Below are 16,525 nucleotides of genomic sequence, written 5' to 3' on the forward strand. Positions count from 1 at the left end.
CTCAGCGGGCCGGCGCCGTCGCACGGGCGATGAGCAGGGCCACGTCGTCGAAGTTGTCGGGCTCGTGCAGGGTGCGCAGGAGCAGGTCGCAGAGCTCCTCCAGGGAGTCGCCGGGACGGTCCAGCAGGGCCAGCAGCCGGTCCAGGCGCTCGTCCAGCGGATCCCGGCGCGTCTCGACGAGACCGTCGGTGTAGAGCACCAGCAGGTCGTCCGGCTCCAGTTCGACGGTGGTCGTGGAGAAGGCGACCCCGCCCACCCCCAGCGGCACGCCGGTGGGCAGGTCGAGCAGTTCGGGGGCGTGACCGGCCCGTACCCTCGCCGGCGGCAGGTGCCCGGCGTTGGCGATTGCGCACCGCCGCTCGTGGGGATCGTGGACGGCGTAGACACAGGTGGCGATCGCCTGGTCCAGGCCGCCGGTGATCCGGTCCAGGTGCTCCAGGAGGACGGCCGGATCGAGGCCGAGGGAGGCGAGGGTGTGGGTCGCCGTGCGCAGCCGGCCCATGGCGGCCGCCGCGGGGATGCCGCTGCCCATCACGTCCCCCACGACGAGGGCCGTCCTGCCGTCCTCCAGCGGGATCACGTCGAACCAGTCGCCGCCGACCTCGCTGGTGGCGCCCGCCGGCTGGTAGCGGGAGGCGACCTCGAGGCCGCCCGTGACGGGTGGATGGCTCGGCAGCAGGCTGCGCTGCAGGGTGAGGGCGGTGTCGCGGGCGTTCTGGTACCAGCGGGCGTTGTCGATCTGCACGGCCGCGCGGGAGGCCAGCTCTCGTGCGAGCAGCAGATCGTCCTCGTCGAACGGCGCGGGATTGCGCATGCGCATGAGGTCGAGGGCGCCCAGCACCTCCCCGCGCGCGATCAGCGGCACGGCCAGGTACGAGTGGACACCCGCCCGGGCCAGCAGCGCGGCCGCCTCCGGGGAACGGGCGATCCGCGCCAGGTCCTCGTCCTTCACCCGCGGCACCATCACCGGCAGCCCGGTGCGCACGCACTCGGTGATCATTCGGTCCGGCGCGTACCGGGTCACCCGGCCCGGCGGATCGGCCGCCGCCAGTACCTCGGCCGCGTCCACCCCGCGCACCGCCAGCGCCCGGATCACCGCCGGCTCGGTGGGGCCGAGGGTGCTGCGGCGGCCGCGCACCACCGCGTCCAGCAGATCCACCGCCGCCGCGTCGGCCAGCTCCGGCACGGCCACGTCGGCGAGCTCGCCGGTCGTACGGTCCAGGTCCAGGGTGGTGCCGATCCGGGTGGTGGCGTCGGCGATCACGGCGAGTCGCCGCCGCGCGGTCTCGGCCTCGGCGTTCGCCCGGTACTGCTCGGTGACGTCCACCACCGACACGGCCACGCCCAGTACCGTGCCGAGCGCGTTCTCCAGGCGGTACAGCGAGAACGACCAGATGTGGTCCTCGTCCGGATCGGCCGGGGTGCGGCCGGTCATGGACCGGTCGACGACGGGCCGGCCGGTGTCGAGGACCTCGCGCGCGGCGGCCTCGAGCGCCTCGGTGCCGACCAGCGGCAGCACGTCCCGGACCCTGCGGCCCAGGTGCTCCTCGGCCGGGACGCCGTTCATCCGCTCCAGCGCCGGATTCACCGAGACGTAGCGCAGACCGGTGTCCAGCACGGCCAGTCCCAGGGGGGACTGGGCGACGATCCGGGTGGACAGGGCCACGTCCTGCTCCAGCCGGCGCGCCGTCGACTGGTCCACCGCGAGACCGAGGGCGTAGACGTCCCCCCGGTCGTCCAGCAGCCGCATGTTGCGGAACTCCACCAACCGGGTGGCGCCGTCCTTGCGCCGGATGGGGAAGGCCCCGGCCCAGCTCCGTCCGGTGCGCATGACGTCGGCGAACAGCTTCACCACGAGGTCCAGGTGCTGCTCGTGCACCATGATCCGGGCGGCGTACTGGCCCAGCGCCTCCTGGGCTCCGTACCCGAACAACTCCTCGGCCTGAGGGCTCCACAGCACGATCCGCCCCTCGGTGTCCAGCACCACCGAGGCCACCCGCAGCACGTCGAGCAGCCCGCTGGGGCGCACCGGCCCGTCGCCGTCGGCCGGGGGTGACCCCGCTGCACTCATCGCACGCCCCGCCTTCACCGATTCCCACGGCACGTCCGCACCGCGCCGACACCCCTTGTTCTACCGCGCGAGGCCCATTTTCCGCCGCTCCTGCCGTCCGGTGCCAGCTTCTCCCACTCTCGGGCCGAGCGCCCCGCGAAACCGTCACCGCGGCAGGGCGCGCGAGTAGTGCTCTTCGACGGGCGGTGCTTTGCTGGGTGGAGGGCGGGGACGGCGTGGGCCACGAGAGGAGCGATCACGATGGGCAGCGAGCGACCGCACCCGGAGTCCGTCTCGGTCGAGATCAGCGGATGCAGCAAGGACGACGCCCGGATCGTGTTCGACACGCTGTGCGCGTGCTTCACGTCCGACCGGTGCTCCGACGACGTACCGGAGGAGTTCTCCGAGACCCGCCCGACGGTGTGGCTCGGCACCTTCGACGTCGCCGACGCGCACGAGGGCGCCCGGCCCGATGCCCGGCTGGCCTCGTCGGTCGACGCCGACGCGCACGGCGGCTACTGGGCGATCGACCGGTTCCGCACGACCCTGGGCTCCCTGTTCACGGTGCACGACCTGAGCACGGTCCCCGGCGACCAGGAGAAGGAGCTGCACGTACGCATCGAAAGCCGGTGACGCCCCCGGCCCCGTGTGCCCTCCGTCTCTTATGCAACTAGTTGCATAAGGCGGTGCGCGTGCCTTACAACTACAGGCACCACACCGCGCACGGAGGGCCCGATGAGCCGTTACCCCCACCTGCTGACCCCCCTCGACCTGGGCTTCACCACCCTGCCCAACCGGGTCCTCATGGGCTCCATGCACGTGGGCCTGGAGGAGGCCGAGGGCGGCTTCTCCCGCATGGCCGAGTTCTACGCCGCCCGCGCCCGCGGCGGGGTCGGCCTCATCGTCACCGGCGGCATCGCCCCCAACGACGAGGGGCGGCCCTACGAGGGCGGAGCGAAGCTCACCACCGAGGCCGAGGCCGAGCAGCACCGGACCGTCACCGACGCGGTGCACCGCGAGGGCGGGCGCATCGCGATGCAGATCCTGCACTTCGGCCGGTACGCCTACCACCGGGACCTGGTCGCCCCCAGCCCCGTCCAGGCGCCGATCAGCCCCTTCCCGCCCCGCGAGCTGACCGACGCCGAGGTCGAGCGCACCGTCGACGACTACGCCCGCGCCGCCCGCCTCGCCCGGCGGGCCGGCTACGACGGTGTCGAGATCATGGGCTCCGAGGGCTACCTGATCAACGAGTTCATCGTCACGCGGACCAACCACCGCACCGACCGCTGGGGCGGCTCCTACGAGAACCGCATGCGCTTCCCCGTCGAGATCGTCCGCCGGGTGCGTGAGGCGGTCGGCGAGGACTTCATCGTCGTCTACCGGCTCTCCATGCTCGACCTGGTGCCCGGCGGCTCCACCCTGGACGAGGTGATCACCCTCGCCAAGGCCGTCGAGGCCGCCGGGGCGACGATCATCAACACCGGCATCGGCTGGCACGAGGCCCGCATCCCCACCATCGCCACCTCCGTCCCCCGCGGCGCGTACACCTGGGTGACCAGGCGCCTCATGGGCGAGGTGACGGTCCCGCTGGTCACCACCAACCGCATCAACACCCCCGAACTCGCCGAGCAGTTGCTCGCGGAGGGCTGCGCGGACATGGTGTCGATGGCCCGCCCGATGCTCGCCGACCCCGACTTCGTCGCCAAGGCCGCCGACGGCCGCCCCGAGGCGATCAACACCTGCATCGGCTGCAACCAGGCCTGTCTCGACCACACCTTCAGCGGGCAGATCACCTCCTGCCTGGTCAACCCGCGCGCCTGCCACGAGACCGAGCTCGTGCTGTCCCCGACCCGCCGCCGCAAGCGCGTCGCGGTCGTCGGCGCCGGCCCGGCCGGCCTCGCCTGCGCGGTGAGCGCCGCCGAACGCGGCCACCACGTCACCCTGTTCGACGCCGCGAGCGAGATCGGCGGCCAGCTCAACGTGGCCCGCAAGGTCCCCGGCAAGCAGGAGTTCGACGAGACCCTGCGCTACTTCCGCACCCGACTCGCCGAACTGGCCGTCGACGTACGCCTCGACACGCGCGCCACCGCCGACGACGTGGCCGGCCACGACGAGGTCGTCGTCGCCACCGGTGTCATCCCGCGCGTCCCCGACATCCCCGGCGTCGACCACAGGAGCGTCCTCGGCTACCTCGACGTGCTCCGCGACGGCGCCCCCGTCGGAGACCGGGTCGCGATCCTCGGCGCGGGCGGCATCGGCTTCGACGTCGCCGAGTTCCTCACCGACGGCGGCGACAAGGCGCACGAGAACCCCGAGGCGTACTTCCGCCAGTGGGGCGTCGACCTCGACTACCGCGCCCCCGGCGGCCTCGCCGCACCCCAGCGCCCCGCCCCGCCGCGCACCGTCCACCTGCTGCAGCGCAAGACCTCCAAGGTCGGCGCCGGCCTCGGCAGGACCACCGGCTGGATCCACCGCACCGAACTCAAGCACCGCGGCGTCACCATGGTCCCGGGCGTGCGCTACGACCGGATCGACGACGCCGGACTGCACGTCACCGTCGACGGCGAGAGCACCGTCCTGGAGGTCGACACGGTCGTCCTGTGCACCGGCCAGGAGCCGCGTCGCGACCTGTACGAGGAACTGGTCGCCGCCGGACGGCCCGTCCACCTGATCGGCGGCGCCGACGTGGCCGCCGAGCTGGACGCCAAGCGCGCCATCAAGCAGGGCACCGAGCTGGCGGCGGCGCTGTAGGCCGGGCGCGGCCCGTCCCTAGGATGAGCTCATGTCACTCCCGCACGCGATCCTCACCGCCCTGCTCGAGAAGCCGTCCTCGGGGCTGGAGCTGACCCGCCGGTTCGACCGGTCGATCGGCTACTTCTGGTCCGCGACGCACCAGCAGATCTATCGCGAGCTGGGGAAGCTGGAGGCCGAGGGCCTGATCCGGGTCCTCCCCTCCGAGCAGCCGGCCCGGGGGCAGAAGAAGGCGTACGAGGTCCTGCCGGCGGGGCGCGCGGAACTGGCCCGCTGGACCTCCGCGTCCCAGGACCCCAAGCCGCACCGCGACGCGATGCTGCTGCGGCTGAGGGCGGCGGCCGTGGTCGGCACCGCGGGCCTGGCGGCCGATCTGCGGCGCCACCGGGAGCTGCACGAGCGTCAGCTGGCGGAGTACCGGGAGATCGAGCGGCGCGACTTCCCGCCGGGCAGGGACGGACCGGAGGACCGGCTGCGGCATCTGGTGCTGCGCGCCGGCATCGACCTGGAGACCTTCTGGACCCGGTGGCTCGACCACGCGCTGGCGGAGTTCGCCCGGCTGCCGGATGCCGGCGGACCTGAGGACCCCACCGTACGGAAGGCGTGACACCGCGAGGGGTCGGCGCCGGCCGCCCGCCCGGGGCGCTTCGGGCGTGCCCGCGGCCGGCGCCGGGTCCAGGGGGGCGTCGTCCGGATCGGGCCGGGGGCGCGGGGTCCGGCACCGCCCGGCGCCGGCCCGATCCGGACGGCACCCCTAGAAGTGGCGCGGGGCGTTGCGGCGGCGCAGGTACCAGGCCGTGGCGGCGATCCCCGTGCCGACCAGTGCGCTGCCCGCCACCAGCGTGAGCGTGCCGTAGTCCGTCGAGCTGCCGCCGATGCCGCCCATCACCCCGAGGGACGGGGAGGCCGACGGGGCGGGAGCCGTGGAGACGACGACGGACTGCGTGCCCGCAGTGCTGCCGTTCGAGCAGATCACGATCACCGTGTAGGTGCCCGGACCGACGTTGGACCAGGCGGCGGACTGTCCCGAAGCGCTTCCCGCGAGCGCCACCTGACGGCCCTGCGAGAAGCTCGTCTGGCTGCTGGTGAGCAGCGAGGCGGTGCCCCAGTGGCCGTTGACCTGGGTGCACGCACCGGTGCTCACCGAGACCGTCGACCCGGTGGTGCTGACGGAGATCCCGGCCGCGGCGGCCGGCCCGGCCAGGGTCAGCGCGAGCACGGCGGCGGCGGCCGCGGTCGGACCGGAACGGAGCAGTGGCTTCGAGTTGCGCATGTCGGCTGCCTTCCGGCGGCACGGCCGGCGGTACATCCCTTGTTCCGCCTGGGTCGGGGAGCGCCCGTGCTGCCACGAGGCAAGCCAACGGGCCGCCGGACCGGCGCGCACTCCGGCGGCATCCGGGCAGGTGACGGCTTCCTCCGGGCGGCCGACCCCGGGCGTCGGGTCAGCGTCCGGCGCCCGTCGTCACCGTGCGCTCCGCCGAGAAGCCGCCCCAGGTCCCGTCCGGCAGCATCGCCCGGATCCGCACCCGGTGGGCGACCCCGGCCTCCCGGCCGGCGTAGAAGCGGTACGTCGCCCGGTCGCGCGGTGCGTCACCGCCCTGGACGAGCGAGGTGGCGACACGGCCGTCCAGGTGCACCTCGTACTCGGTGACCACCCCGTCGACGCGCGGCGGCACCCAGTGGAGGACGATGTGGTGCGCGCCGTCGGACCACTCACTCGTGGCCCGGAAACCGGTGGGAGCGCCGGCCGGGCCGTCCGCGCCGCCCGCGGTGGTGAGGCGGACGGCGGCGCCGGCGGGGGAGAGGTTGCCGGCCGCGTCCCGGGCCCGGACCGTGAAGGAGTAGCGGGTGCCCGGCCGCAGCCCCGTCACCACGGTGGCCGTCTGGTTCCCGCCCACACTGTGGATCTTCGTTCCGCCCTGGTGGACGTCGTACGACACCACACCCCGGTCGTCCTTCGCGGCGGACCACGACAACTGGGCGGCGCGGCTCCCGGCAGCCCGTCCGTGAAGTTCCGCCGGACGGGTGGGGGCGGTGTCGTCGGCCGTGGTCGCCCCGGGCGTCGTCGCCCTGACCTCCCGGCTGCGCGGCCCGAGCCGTCCGTCCGTGTCCCGGACCCGCACCGTGAACACATGGGTGGTCGCGGGCCGGAGTCCGGTGACGTCCACCATGTGTTCGGCACCGGGTACTTCCTTCACCCTTGTGGTGCCCCGGTACACCTCATAGCGGCTCACCTCGGTGCCGGCGACCGTGTTCCACATGACGTGCACGCTGGTGGCGCTGCCCGCCTCGGCCGTCACACCGGTCGGTGCTCCGGGCGGCCGTTCGTCACCGGCGCCGTCGTCCGGTTCTCCCCATCGGCAGGAGGCGAGCAGCAGGAGAGCCCCGCCGAGCGCGAGAAGGCGGCGCGGGGACACGGCTGGGGGAACGCCACGCACGACTCTGCCTCCCGGGGCGGCACACGGGAACAAGGACAATGGTCCGTACCAATATGGTCGGGGTGGCGGGTCGCATCAAGAGGGCGGGGGAGCGTGTGCGTCACGTGTGCTGAAGCCCGGACGGGCCGAACCTCCCCTCGAAGAAGGGGAGTCCGGGCCCGTGGCGCGGATCGCCGTCGTCGCGGGTCCCGCGCCGGCGCGGGCGGCCGGACGGCCCGGGTCGACCCGGACCCGGGCCCCGGCCCCCGGGTCGTGGCCGCTGGTGCGATCGTGCGCTGTCCGGCCCTGTCGGGGCCGTTACGCCGCTGAATCGGGACGAAATGGTGCAAAGTTCCGCTGAGTGTGCGCCCGTGACCCCGACGAGAGGCTCCCCTTGATCGTGTCCCGTGTCCAGTCGCTCACCCTGGCCATGGCCGGTGTCGCCCTGCTGACCCCCTCGCCTCCCTCCACCATCGCACCCCAGCTCCGTACCGAACCGGTCGTACGGCGCACGGACCCGGTCCCCGCCGTTCCGTCGGCCGAGGTGCGCACCGAACCGCCCGTACGGCGCACGGACCCGGTTCCCGCCGCCCCGTCGGCCGAGGTGCGCACCGAACCGCCCGTACGGCGCACGGACCCGGTTCCCGCCGTTCCGTCGGCCGAGGTGCGCACCGAACCGCCCGTACGGCGCACGGACCCCGTCTCCGCCGCCGACCTGCTGGCCAAGGTGCGCGCCTGCGCACCCGTCTCCCACGGCCGCTACCGCGAGGACCGCGGCGCCGAGGCCACCGTCCCGGTGTGCGCAACCCACGACGCCGTGTTCTGGAAGGCCGACATGGACATCGACTGCGACGGCCGCCCCGGCCCGCGCTGCAACGCCCGCACCGACCCGTACTTCTCCGCCTCCACGGCCTTCACCCAGTCCGACGGCCGCCCGCTGAGCTCCGAGGAGACCCCCTACGTGGTGGTGCCCGCGCCCAGCGCCGTGTGGAACCACCGGTCCCACGGCGTGCGCGGCGGATCGGTGGTGGCGGTGGTGTACCGCGACCGGGTGCGGTACGCGGTCGTCGGCGACACCGGCCCCGCCGACATCATCGGCGAGGCCTCCTACGCCACGGCCGAGTCGCTCGGCATCGACCCCGACCCGCTCGTCGGCGGCACGCCCTCCGGCGTCACCTACATCGTGTTCAAGAACAGCCGGGTGACCCCCATCGAGGACCACCGGGCCGCGGTGACGGCGGGGGAGCGGCTGGCCCGGCGGTTCGTGGACGCCGACGACTGAACCGGCCGGGCGCCGCCCTCCTCACACCTTCCGGTACGTGTACGCCTCGACGGCCGCCGCCTCCACCGCGGCCAGGTCCGCCCCCGTGGAGGCCGTGACCACCGCGGCCACCGCGCCCTCCACGAACGGCGCGTCCACCAGTCTGGTCCGCTCGGGGAGTTCGTCGCCCTCGGCGAGCAGAGCCTTCACGGTGAGCACCGCGCTGCCCAGATCGGTCAGCACGGCCACCCCCGCCCCGCGGTCGACGGACGCGGCCGCCGCGGCGATCAGCTCGGCGCTCGTGCCGAGCCCACCGCCCTCGGTGCCGCCCGCCGGCGCGACGGGAACCGCTCCGCCGGCGCCCGCCAGACCCTGCGCCAGCTCCGCCACCGACGCGGCCACCGCCGCGCTGTGCGACACCAGCACGATCCCCACCAGCTTCTCGTCACTCACCGCCGGCCTCCGTGTCCGCCGCGGCCGCCACGAGTCCGGCGATCAGCAGTGCCGCCGACGTGGCTCCCGGATCCTGGTGCCCGATGCTGCGCTCGCCCAGATAACTGGCCCTGCCCTTGCGCGCCCGCAACGGCGTCGTCGCCACGGCGCCCTCCTCGGCGGCGTCGCGCGCGGCGGCGAAGGAGTCGCCGAGGGCGTCCACCGCGGGCGTCAGCGCGTCGATCATCGTCTTGTCGCCCGGTGCGGCACCGCCGAGCTGTCGCACCGCGTCCACCCCGGCGCGCAGCGCCTCGGCCAGTTGCCGCTCGTCCACCTCGGCGGCGTCCCCGAGCGCCTTGCCGGTGCGGCGCAGCAGCGTCCCGTACAGCGGACCGGACGCACCGCCCACCGTCGAGACGAGCAGCCGTCCGGCCTGGACCAGCACCGCCCCGGGCGTGGTGGGCGGCTCCTTCTCCAGCGCGTCCCTCACCGCCCGGAACCCGCGCTGGAGATTACTGCCGTGGTCCGCGTCCCCGATCGGCGAGTCGAGGGCGGTGAGCCGCTCCGCCTCGCGGTCCACGGACGCGGCGGTGGCCGTCATCCAACGGCGGAAGAAGTCGGCGTCGAGCACGGGAACTCCTTGCGTGGTAGGTACTCCTGAACCGAACCATGGCACCGGCGTGCCTCACATGCCCCAGCGCAGTCCCGGAGTCCGCACCGGCGCGTCCCACAGCCGCAGCAGCTCCTCGTCGATCTGGCACAGGGTGACCGAGGCGCCCGCCATGTCGAGGGAGGTGACGTAGTTGCCGACCAGGACACGGGCCACGGGGACCCCGCGTTCGCCGAGCACCCGCTGCACCTCGGCGTTGAAGCCGTACAGCTCCAGCAGCGGGGTGGCGCCCATGCCGTTGACCAGGACCAGGACGGGGTTGCGCGGTGTGAGGTCCTCCAGGATCGCGTCGAGGGCGACCTCGGCGATCTCGGCGGACGTCATCATCGGCCGCCGCTCCCGGCCCGGCTCGCCGTGGATGCCGATGCCCAGCTCCAGCTCACCGGAGGGAAGGTCGAAGGTGGGGCTGCCCTTGGCCGGCGTGGTGCAGGCGCTCAGCGCCACACCGAAGCTGCGGGAGTTCTCGTTCACCTGCCGGGCGATCGCCTCCACCCGCTCCAGCGGCTGTCCCTCGTCCGCCGCCGCGCCCGCGATCTTCTCCACGAACAGGGTCGCCCCCGTGCCCCGCCGGCCGGCCGTGTACAGGCTGTCGGTCACCGCCACGTCGTCGTCGACCAGCACCTTCGCGACCTGGATGCCCTCGTCCTCGGCCAGCTCGGCGGCCATGTCGAAGTTGAGCACGTCACCGGTGTAGTTCTTCACGATGAACAGCACCCCGGCCCCGCTGTCCACGGCCGCCGCGGCCCGCACCATCTGGTCGGGCACCGGGGAGGTGAACACCTCGCCGGGACAGGCCGCCGACAGCATCCCCGGCCCCACGAACCCGCCGTGCAGCGGCTCGTGCCCCGACCCCCCGCCGGACACCAGGCCCACCTTCCCGGCCACGGGCGCGTCCTTGCGTACGATCACCCGGTTCTCCACGTCCACCGCAAGCTCGGGATGGGCTGCCGCCATTCCCCGCAACGCGTCCGCGACCACGGTCTCCGGGACGTTGATGAGCATCCTCATGGGTACCTCCTGGGAAGGTTAGCAGGTAGTGCTTCAACCTGTGTTTTCGCTGGTCAAAGTAGGTGAAGAAAGTTTTCGATCTTGACGGTTCGCAGCGGCCTGAAGCGGGTTCCGGCGGTACTGATGCTGACTCGATGCTGATTTAGGTGATGGGGCGTCGGGTGGGTCGGATGGTCGGGCGGGACGGGGACGGAGTGCCGCTGTCGGCAGTATCGGCCTTGCGGCAGCGAAGGTCACGTGCGGGAACGTCTCGGGCGCGCCCTGGTCCCTGCATGTGTCCGGGAACGGTTTTCGGCACCCGTTCCTGACCGGTGTCATCGGTCCTGTGCCGCCGGTACGCCTGTCCGTGGAGGCCACCTGTTGTTCTGTGGAGGGTGTGAAGGACGAGAGTCGGCTGGACGCTTGCGATGAGCAGCTACCCCGAGAGGTTGACGGCGAGCGCCTGTCCCGGCTCTTCCCGCACTCGTCCGCCGGTGGGCTCCCGGGAGAGGGCGTCGCTCCGATGCAGCTCCGGCGGGACGGTGAAGGCGGCCTGGCGCACGTGATCGAGCCCCTGCCGGCACAAGGAGCTGGTGCTCAATGCCGACATCAGGTCTCGGTGGCCGGGATGGAGCTGCTGGGCATCCGGCTGCGTGCGGCGCCGACCTCGTTCGAGACTGCCGTCCGTCACGGACTGGAGTTTCCCTCCGGCGTGGACACGGAGACCGCCACGTGGCGGCAGACCCGTGAGGCCGCGCGCTTCCGGCCCTACTGTGCTTGTGAGTGGCAGACCGGTTCCGAGGGGCTGTTCCGGGTGTCGGTGGCGGCGCAGCCGGGAGAGTGACGGCCTGGCAGGGGACGCGGACGGTCACCTCCCTACGAGGCGGCCGTCGCGCATGTCGATCGTCCGGTCCGCGAAGTGGCGCACGACCGCCTGGTCGTGGCAGATGAACAGGTATGCGAGCCCCAGTTCCTCCTGGAGGTCGGCGAGCAGGTTGAGGACGCCGGCCCGGACGGACGGGTCGAGGGCGGAGACCGGTTCGTCGAGGACGAGGAGCCGGGGTTCGGACGCCAGCGCCCGTGCGATGCCCGCGCGTTGGCACTGTCCGCCGGACAGCTCGTGCGGGAAGCGGTCTCCGTGGGCGGTGTCCAGGCCGACCCGGTCCAGGAGCTCGGCGACCCGGGCGGGGCCGGCCGCGTCGTCCCAGCGGCCCTGGACGCGCAGGGGTTCCGCCACCGCGTCCCGGATGCGGTGGCGGGGGCTGAGCGAGCCGTACGGGTCCTGGAAGACCGGCTGCAGCCGGGGGCGGAGCGGGCGCAGTTCGCGTTCGGTGAGCGCGGTCAGCTCCCGTCCCTCGAAACGGACCTCGCCGGCGTCCGGGCGTCGCAGCTGGAGCACGGCGGTGGCCGTGGAGGACTTGCCGCAGCCCGACGGGCCGTTGAGGGCGAGGGTCTCGCCCGTCTCCAGGGTGAAGGAGACGTGGTCCACGGCGGTGACCTGGCCGTAGCGGACGACCAGGTCGCGGACGTCCAGCAGGGGGTCGTCCGCGGCGCGGCGCGGCGCGGGGATCACGGGGGTGCTCATGCGGACCGCTCCAGGAACAACTCGGTCGCCGGGTGGGGTACGTCCTCCCGGCGGTGACAGGAGACCTCACGGCCGTCGCCGGCCGTCCGGGGCCGAGGCTCCTCGCGCCGGCAGCGGTCGTCGGCCAGCGGGCAGCGGGGCGCGAAGGCGCAGCCGGGCGGGAGGCGGTCGAAGGCGGGCGGGGCGCCGGGGATGGTGGGAAGACGCCGACGGCCGCCGTGCCCACCGGGTCCGTCCGGCGGCAGCGACGCCAGCAGCCCCGCCGTGTACGGCGCCGCGGGGCGGTCCAGCACGCGTCGGGCCGGGCCCTGTTCGACCTGGCGTCCGGCGTACATCACGAGTACGCGGTCGGCGTGGTCGCGGACCGTTCCCAGGTCGTGCGTGACCAGGACGAGGGCGGCGCCCACCGCCTCGCGCTGCTCGCCGAGGACCCGCAGCACCTGCTCCTGGAGGTCCGGGTCCAGCGCGGTCGTCGGCTCGTCGGCGATCAGCAGGTCCGGCTCGTTGATCGTGGCCATGGCGATGACGGCGCGCTGGCGCATCCCACCGGAGTACTCGTGCGGATACGCCCGCGCCTTGCGTGCGGCGTCCGCGATGCCCACGCGGTCGAGCGCGGCGACCGCCCGCGCACGGGCCTCCGTGCGCGAGACCCGTGCCACCGACCGTACGGCGGCGGCGAGTTGGTCGCCCACGGGATGCACGGGGGAGAGCGCGGAGAGCGCGTCCTGCGGAACGAGGGCCGTGCGGCGGCCGCGCAGGGCGGTGCGGGCCGCGGCCGGGGCGCCCACGAGTTCGTCGTACGAGCCCGGGCTGCGGCACAGCCGCACACTCCCCGTCACGCGGGCGTCCCGGGGGGCCGCGCCCAGCAGCGCGCGTGCCGTGAGGGACTTGCCCGCGCCCGACTCGCCGACCACGGCGAGGACCTCACGGGCGTGGACGTCGAAGGTCAGTCCGCTGACGACCGGGACCCCGTGCAGGGAGATGCCGAGACCGCGTACCGAGAGGAGGGCGTCGGTGTCAGGTGGTGCTGCCGTCAAGGGAGTCCTCCTTCCGGGAGGGGTGGGGAGCGGGCCGGGTGGTGCGGCCGGTTGCCGTACGGCGGGTGCGCGGGACGGTGCGCCCCTGTGTGTACGCCGCGCCCGCCACGGCGAGACCGGCCAGCAGAGCGAGGGCGACCGCCGGGGAGAGCGCCGCCCACGGGGCCCGCTCCACGTACGCGCGGGACTCCTCGAGCAGCAGGCCCCATTCGGGGGCGGGTGGCTGGGCGCCGAGTCCCAGGAAGCCAAGGGAGGCGAGGGCGAGGGCGATGCCGGGGAGGCGGAGGACCGCGTGCCGGGCGACGGGGCCGGCCACCGACGGCAGGACGTGGCGGGTCAGGATCCACCACGGGGTGGCGCCGATGGCACGCTGGGCGGTCAGGAACGCCGAGGCGCGCACCTCCTGCACCAGGGCCGCCGCGTGTGCGGACAACGGGGGCCAGGAGACCAGCGCGACCGCGAGGGCGGCGCCGCCCGTACCGGGGCCCACGGCCGCCGCGACCAGGATGCCGACGATCACCGGTGGCAGCGCGTTGGCGATGTCGGAGGCCCCGGCGGCCACCCGCGGCAGGAATCCGAGGGCCAGCGCGAGCAGCAGGCTCGCGAGGCACACGGCGACTGCCGTGCCGACCGTCGTGGTCGCGCCGTGCCCGAGGCGGGCCAGGACGTCCCGGCCGAGCCCGTCGGTGCCGAGCGGATGCGTCCACGACGGGGACAGCAGGCGGGCCGTCGTGTCCACGGTGTACGGGTCGCGCAGCAGTCCCCAGCCGATGGCGGCCACCAGGACGGCGCCCAGTGCCGCGGGGACCGCCGGGTGCGCGCGCACCGGGCGCGGCGCGGGCAGCGTCAGGCCCGCGTCGCGCAGCGCCGGGCCGAGCAGACGGCGCCGTACGAGTGCGGCCAGCGCGCCCGCGGCCAGTCCCAGCACCAGCAGGGCGAGGACGGAGCCCTGGAGCAATGGCAGGTCCTGGGACTTCGCCGCACCGAGCGCCGTACGGCCGCTGCCGGGTACCGCGAACACCGTCTCCACGGCGACCGCCCCGCCGGTCAGGCCGACGGCCACCATGCCGAACTGCGGGACCAGCGGCGGCAGGACGCGCCGCAGGGCGGCCGCCGCGATCCGCGCCCGGCTCACCCCGGTCTCCCGCCACAGCTCCACCCAGCGCTCGTCCAGCACGGCCGGCAGCGCGTCCGCGACCAGGCGGCCGAGGAGTCCGCCCGCCGGGACGCCGAGGGCGACGGCGGGCAGAACCATGTACTCCGGGCCCTGCCAGCCGGAGGTCGGCAGCACGCCGAACCACACCCCGCACACCAGCAGCGCGACCGTGGCGAGCAGGAACTCGGGCACCGCGGCGAGCATGGCGCCGAACGCGCCCGCCGACCCCCGGCCGCGCACCAGTACCGGCGCGACCAGCGCGCAGGCGAGCAGGACCGCGACCGCGAGGGCGGCGGCCATGAGGCCCAGCGACACCTGGAGACCGGAGAGCACGGACGGCAGCACGTCGGTGCCCGAGACCCACGACGTGCCGAGGTCGCCGCGGACCAGCCCGGCGAGCCAGTCACCCAGCAGGGACAGGGGACCCGCGTCCAGGCCGAGATCACGACGCACCGCGTCCAGGGCCTCCCGGGTGGGCTCCTGCTCGGCCGACCGCGCCCGCAGCACGGTCAGCGCGGGGTCGCGGCCGGAGAGCCAGGGCAGCAGGCCGACGGCGGCCAGTACGGCGGTGAGGCAGACGAGGCGGGTCAGCGTGGCCGCACCAGCCTGCCCACGTGTGCGGGACCTCACTTGACCCGGGTGTCGATCGTGACGAGCTCCCGCTCGCGCGGGTCGTGGGCGGCGCCCGCGACCCCGGCCGCGTCGCCCTGGATGACGCGCTCGTGCAGCATGGGCACCGCGGCGTCCGTGGCGAGCACGGCGGCCTCGGCCTCGATGATCGCCTTGCGCCGCGCGTCACCGGTCGGCGCCGTGGACGCCTTCTGAAGCGCCTTGTCGACTGCCGGGTCGGTCAGCTGGGAGATGTTGAAGGACCCCTCGGACGCGAAGTCGCTGTAGAGGTAGGCGGCCGGGTCGCCGGAGTCGAGGACGGTGGCCCGGGACAGGATGAACGCGTCGAACCGGCCGGCCAGCGCGTCGGACTCGATGTTCGCGTACTCGCGGATGTCCAGCTTCACCCTGAAGCCGGCCTTCTGCAGCTGCTGTTGCAGGGTGGCGGCGACCTCGGGGAGTTCGGCGCGGTCGGTGAAGGTGCCGATGGTGACGGTCTTCCCGGCCGGATCCCCTGCCTTCGCCCGTCCCTCGACCGGCTCGCGCAGTCCGGTCGCCCACGGGAGCGCCGGGCCCAGCAGGCCCTCGGCGACGTCGGCGCGTCCCTCGTACACGCCGTCCACGAGGGACTTCGCGTCGATCGCCTCCCGCGCCGCCGCGCGCAGCGAGGCGTCCTTGAAGACGCCCTTCTCCGTGTTCAGGTACAGGGTGTTGGTGCGCGGCATGGGGACCTCGGTGATCAGGTCCTGGTCGAGCACGGCGGCCTGCGAGACGGGGACCGCCTCGACGATGTCGGCCTCGCCGCTGCGCAGGGCGGCGGCCCTGGCGGTGCCGTCGGGCACGAAGCGGACGTCGATGCCGGGGGCCTTGGCCGCGCCGCCCCAGTAGTCGTCGTAGCGGTCGAGGGTCGCCGAGGAGGTGCCGTTCACCTTGGTCAGCTCGAAGGGGCCGGTGCCGGCGCCGACCGGGTTCACGGTCTTCCCCATGTACGCCTTGGCCGCGAGGATCGCGAGCTGCGGGGAGCTGAGGCGCTGCGGGACGAGCGGGTCCTCCTCGGCGGTGGTGACGGTGACCTTGTTCCCGTCGGCCTTCACGGTCATGTCGACGCCGTCGAGGATGCGCGGCTTGGGGGACGCGGTGGCGGCGCGGGTGAGGGAGTCGACCACGGCCTCGGCGGTGAGGTCGGTGCCGTCGTGGAAGGTGACACCGTCCCGGACGGTGAAGGTCCAATCGCGCCCGGCCTGCTTCCACTCGGTGGCGAGGGCGGGCTCGGCGTCGCCGTCCGCGTCCAGCTTCACCAGGGTCTCGGCGGTCGACCAGCGGGACAGCTTGAACGCGTCGTCGGAGAGCGGGGAGAGCCCCGAGCGCGGCGGCTGCATCATCGCGACGCGTATGCGGCGGCTCTCGCCCCCGGAGGAGCCCCCGGCGTCCGACGTCGCGGAGAAGCAGCCGGTGAGCAGGAAGGAGGCTGTGGTGGCCGCGGTGAGGGGGAGGAGACGGGCGGGGAGACGCACGGGGACACTCCGGGGCAGTGCTCGGTCAAGATCGGATGGACGATGACCGTAACACG

16 protein-coding genes are annotated in these 16,525 nt (G+C 73.9%); 5 read left to right on the plus strand and 11 right to left on the minus strand.

The genetic code is table 11. The features are described from left to right. Position 1: 1 nt before the first annotated feature. Positions 2–2,071, minus strand: a complete 2,070-nt coding sequence (locus ACZ8ZB_RS30370; RefSeq protein ID WP_470740800.1) for a SpoIIE family protein phosphatase — start codon at positions 2,069–2,071, stop codon at positions 2–4. Between the two features lie 240 nt (positions 2,072–2,311). On the opposite strand from ACZ8ZB_RS30370, the gene ACZ8ZB_RS30375 reads away from it, so the two are divergent. The 3 genes from ACZ8ZB_RS30375 (at position 2,312) to ACZ8ZB_RS30385 (ending at position 5,408) form a co-directional block, all read left to right on the plus strand. Then, positions 2,312–2,683: a hypothetical protein gene (locus ACZ8ZB_RS30375; RefSeq protein ID WP_470740801.1), complete on the plus strand. Its 372-nt coding sequence runs from the start codon at positions 2,312–2,314 to the stop codon at positions 2,681–2,683. Between the two features lie 102 nt (positions 2,684–2,785). Further along, a complete protein-coding gene (locus ACZ8ZB_RS30380; protein ID WP_470740802.1) occupies positions 2,786–4,801 on the plus strand; it encodes an oxidoreductase in 2,016 nt (671 codons plus the stop codon). A 31-nt stretch (positions 4,802–4,832) separates the two neighbouring features. Further along, on the plus strand, positions 4,833–5,408 hold the full coding sequence (locus ACZ8ZB_RS30385; RefSeq protein WP_470740803.1) for a PadR family transcriptional regulator: 576 nt from the start codon (positions 4,833–4,835) through the stop codon (positions 5,406–5,408). Positions 5,409–5,555: 147 nt separating this feature from the next. Here the strand turns inward: ACZ8ZB_RS30385 and ACZ8ZB_RS30390 are convergent, their stop codons facing one another. Both ACZ8ZB_RS30390 and ACZ8ZB_RS30395 read right to left on the minus strand, forming a co-directional pair. Further along, positions 5,556–6,074, minus strand: coding sequence for a hypothetical protein (locus ACZ8ZB_RS30390; RefSeq protein ID WP_470740804.1), 519 nt, complete (start codon positions 6,072–6,074; stop codon positions 5,556–5,558). Between the two features lie 169 nt (positions 6,075–6,243). Beyond that, positions 6,244–7,239, minus strand: a complete 996-nt coding sequence (locus ACZ8ZB_RS30395) for a fibronectin type III domain-containing protein (protein WP_470740805.1) — start codon at positions 7,237–7,239, stop codon at positions 6,244–6,246. Between the two features lie 379 nt (positions 7,240–7,618). Here ACZ8ZB_RS30395 and ACZ8ZB_RS30400 point away from each other — a divergent pair, with 379 nt between their 5' ends. Continuing rightward, positions 7,619–8,500, plus strand: coding sequence for a glycoside hydrolase family 75 protein (locus tag ACZ8ZB_RS30400; protein WP_470740806.1), 882 nt, complete (start codon positions 7,619–7,621; stop codon positions 8,498–8,500). Positions 8,501–8,521: 21 nt separating this feature from the next. Here ACZ8ZB_RS30400 and ACZ8ZB_RS30405 read toward each other — a convergent pair whose 3' ends face one another. From ACZ8ZB_RS30405 to ACZ8ZB_RS30420, 4 genes are all read right to left on the minus strand, one after another. Further along, complete coding sequence (locus ACZ8ZB_RS30405; RefSeq protein WP_470740807.1) at positions 8,522–8,932, minus strand: PTS-dependent dihydroxyacetone kinase phosphotransferase subunit DhaM; 411 nt, start codon at positions 8,930–8,932, stop codon at positions 8,522–8,524. Continuing rightward, the gene (dhaL, locus tag ACZ8ZB_RS30410; protein ID WP_470740808.1) at positions 8,925–9,542 is read right to left on the minus strand and encodes a dihydroxyacetone kinase subunit DhaL; all 618 of its coding nucleotides are present in this window, start codon (positions 9,540–9,542) and stop codon (positions 8,925–8,927) included. The genes ACZ8ZB_RS30405 and dhaL overlap by 8 nt, the downstream gene beginning before the upstream one ends. Before the next feature lie 54 nt (positions 9,543–9,596). Then, positions 9,597–10,589: a dihydroxyacetone kinase subunit DhaK gene (dhaK, locus tag ACZ8ZB_RS30415; RefSeq protein ID WP_470740809.1), complete on the minus strand. Its 993-nt coding sequence runs from the start codon at positions 10,587–10,589 to the stop codon at positions 9,597–9,599. 415 nt (positions 10,590–11,004) lie between these two features. Continuing rightward, on the minus strand, positions 11,005–11,178 hold the full coding sequence (locus tag ACZ8ZB_RS30420) for a hypothetical protein (protein WP_470740810.1): 174 nt from the start codon (positions 11,176–11,178) through the stop codon (positions 11,005–11,007). Between the two features lie 9 nt (positions 11,179–11,187). On the opposite strand from ACZ8ZB_RS30420, the gene ACZ8ZB_RS30425 reads away from it, so the two are divergent. Next, positions 11,188–11,412 (plus strand): hypothetical protein, encoded by a 225-nt coding sequence (locus tag ACZ8ZB_RS30425; RefSeq protein WP_470740811.1) that lies wholly within the window; start codon positions 11,188–11,190, stop codon positions 11,410–11,412. 24 nt (positions 11,413–11,436) lie between these two features. Here the strand turns inward: ACZ8ZB_RS30425 and ACZ8ZB_RS30430 are convergent, their stop codons facing one another. Genes ACZ8ZB_RS30430 through ACZ8ZB_RS30445 form a run of 4 tightly spaced genes read right to left on the minus strand, consistent with a single transcriptional unit; the run spans position 11,437 to position 16,469 of the window. After that, positions 11,437–12,153, minus strand: coding sequence for an ATP-binding cassette domain-containing protein (locus ACZ8ZB_RS30430; protein WP_470740812.1), 717 nt, complete (start codon positions 12,151–12,153; stop codon positions 11,437–11,439). Further along, on the minus strand, positions 12,150–13,190 hold the full coding sequence (locus tag ACZ8ZB_RS30435; RefSeq protein ID WP_470740813.1) for an ABC transporter ATP-binding protein: 1,041 nt from the start codon (positions 13,188–13,190) through the stop codon (positions 12,150–12,152). The genes ACZ8ZB_RS30430 and ACZ8ZB_RS30435 overlap by 4 nt, the downstream gene beginning before the upstream one ends. After that, on the minus strand, positions 13,171–14,976 hold the full coding sequence (locus ACZ8ZB_RS30440) for an ABC transporter permease subunit (RefSeq protein WP_470740814.1): 1,806 nt from the start codon (positions 14,974–14,976) through the stop codon (positions 13,171–13,173). Before ACZ8ZB_RS30440 ends, ACZ8ZB_RS30435 begins: the two co-directional genes overlap by 20 nt. Then, positions 14,973–16,469, minus strand: coding sequence for an ABC transporter substrate-binding protein (locus ACZ8ZB_RS30445; protein WP_470740815.1), 1,497 nt, complete (start codon positions 16,467–16,469; stop codon positions 14,973–14,975). Before ACZ8ZB_RS30445 ends, ACZ8ZB_RS30440 begins: the two co-directional genes overlap by 4 nt. Positions 16,470–16,525 lie beyond the last annotated feature (56 nt).

It is taken from the genome of Streptomyces sp. 12E (genome assembly GCF_055633275.1).

Bases quoted from the DNA above. Each gene is read 5' to 3' on its own strand.
- ACZ8ZB_RS30390 (WP_470740804.1), bottom strand. From the start codon at position 6,074: ATGCGCAACTCGAAGCCACTGCTCCGTTCCGGTCCGACCGCGGCCGCC.
- ACZ8ZB_RS30380 (WP_470740802.1), top strand. From the start codon at position 2,786: ATGAGCCGTTACCCCCACCTGCTGACCCCCCTCGACCTGGGCTTCACC.
- ACZ8ZB_RS30430 (WP_470740812.1), bottom strand. From the start codon at position 12,153: ATGAGCACCCCCGTGATCCCCGCGCCGCGCCGCGCCGCGGACGACCCC.
- dhaK (WP_470740809.1), bottom strand. From the start codon at position 10,589: ATGAGGATGCTCATCAACGTCCCGGAGACCGTGGTCGCGGACGCGTTG.
- ACZ8ZB_RS30385 (WP_470740803.1), top strand. From the start codon at position 4,833: ATGTCACTCCCGCACGCGATCCTCACCGCCCTGCTCGAGAAGCCGTCC.
- ACZ8ZB_RS30420 (WP_470740810.1), bottom strand. From the start codon at position 11,178: ATGTCGGCATTGAGCACCAGCTCCTTGTGCCGGCAGGGGCTCGATCAC.
- ACZ8ZB_RS30370 (WP_470740800.1), bottom strand. From the start codon at position 2,071: ATGAGTGCAGCGGGGTCACCCCCGGCCGACGGCGACGGGCCGGTGCGC.
- ACZ8ZB_RS30375 (WP_470740801.1), top strand. From the start codon at position 2,312: ATGGGCAGCGAGCGACCGCACCCGGAGTCCGTCTCGGTCGAGATCAGC.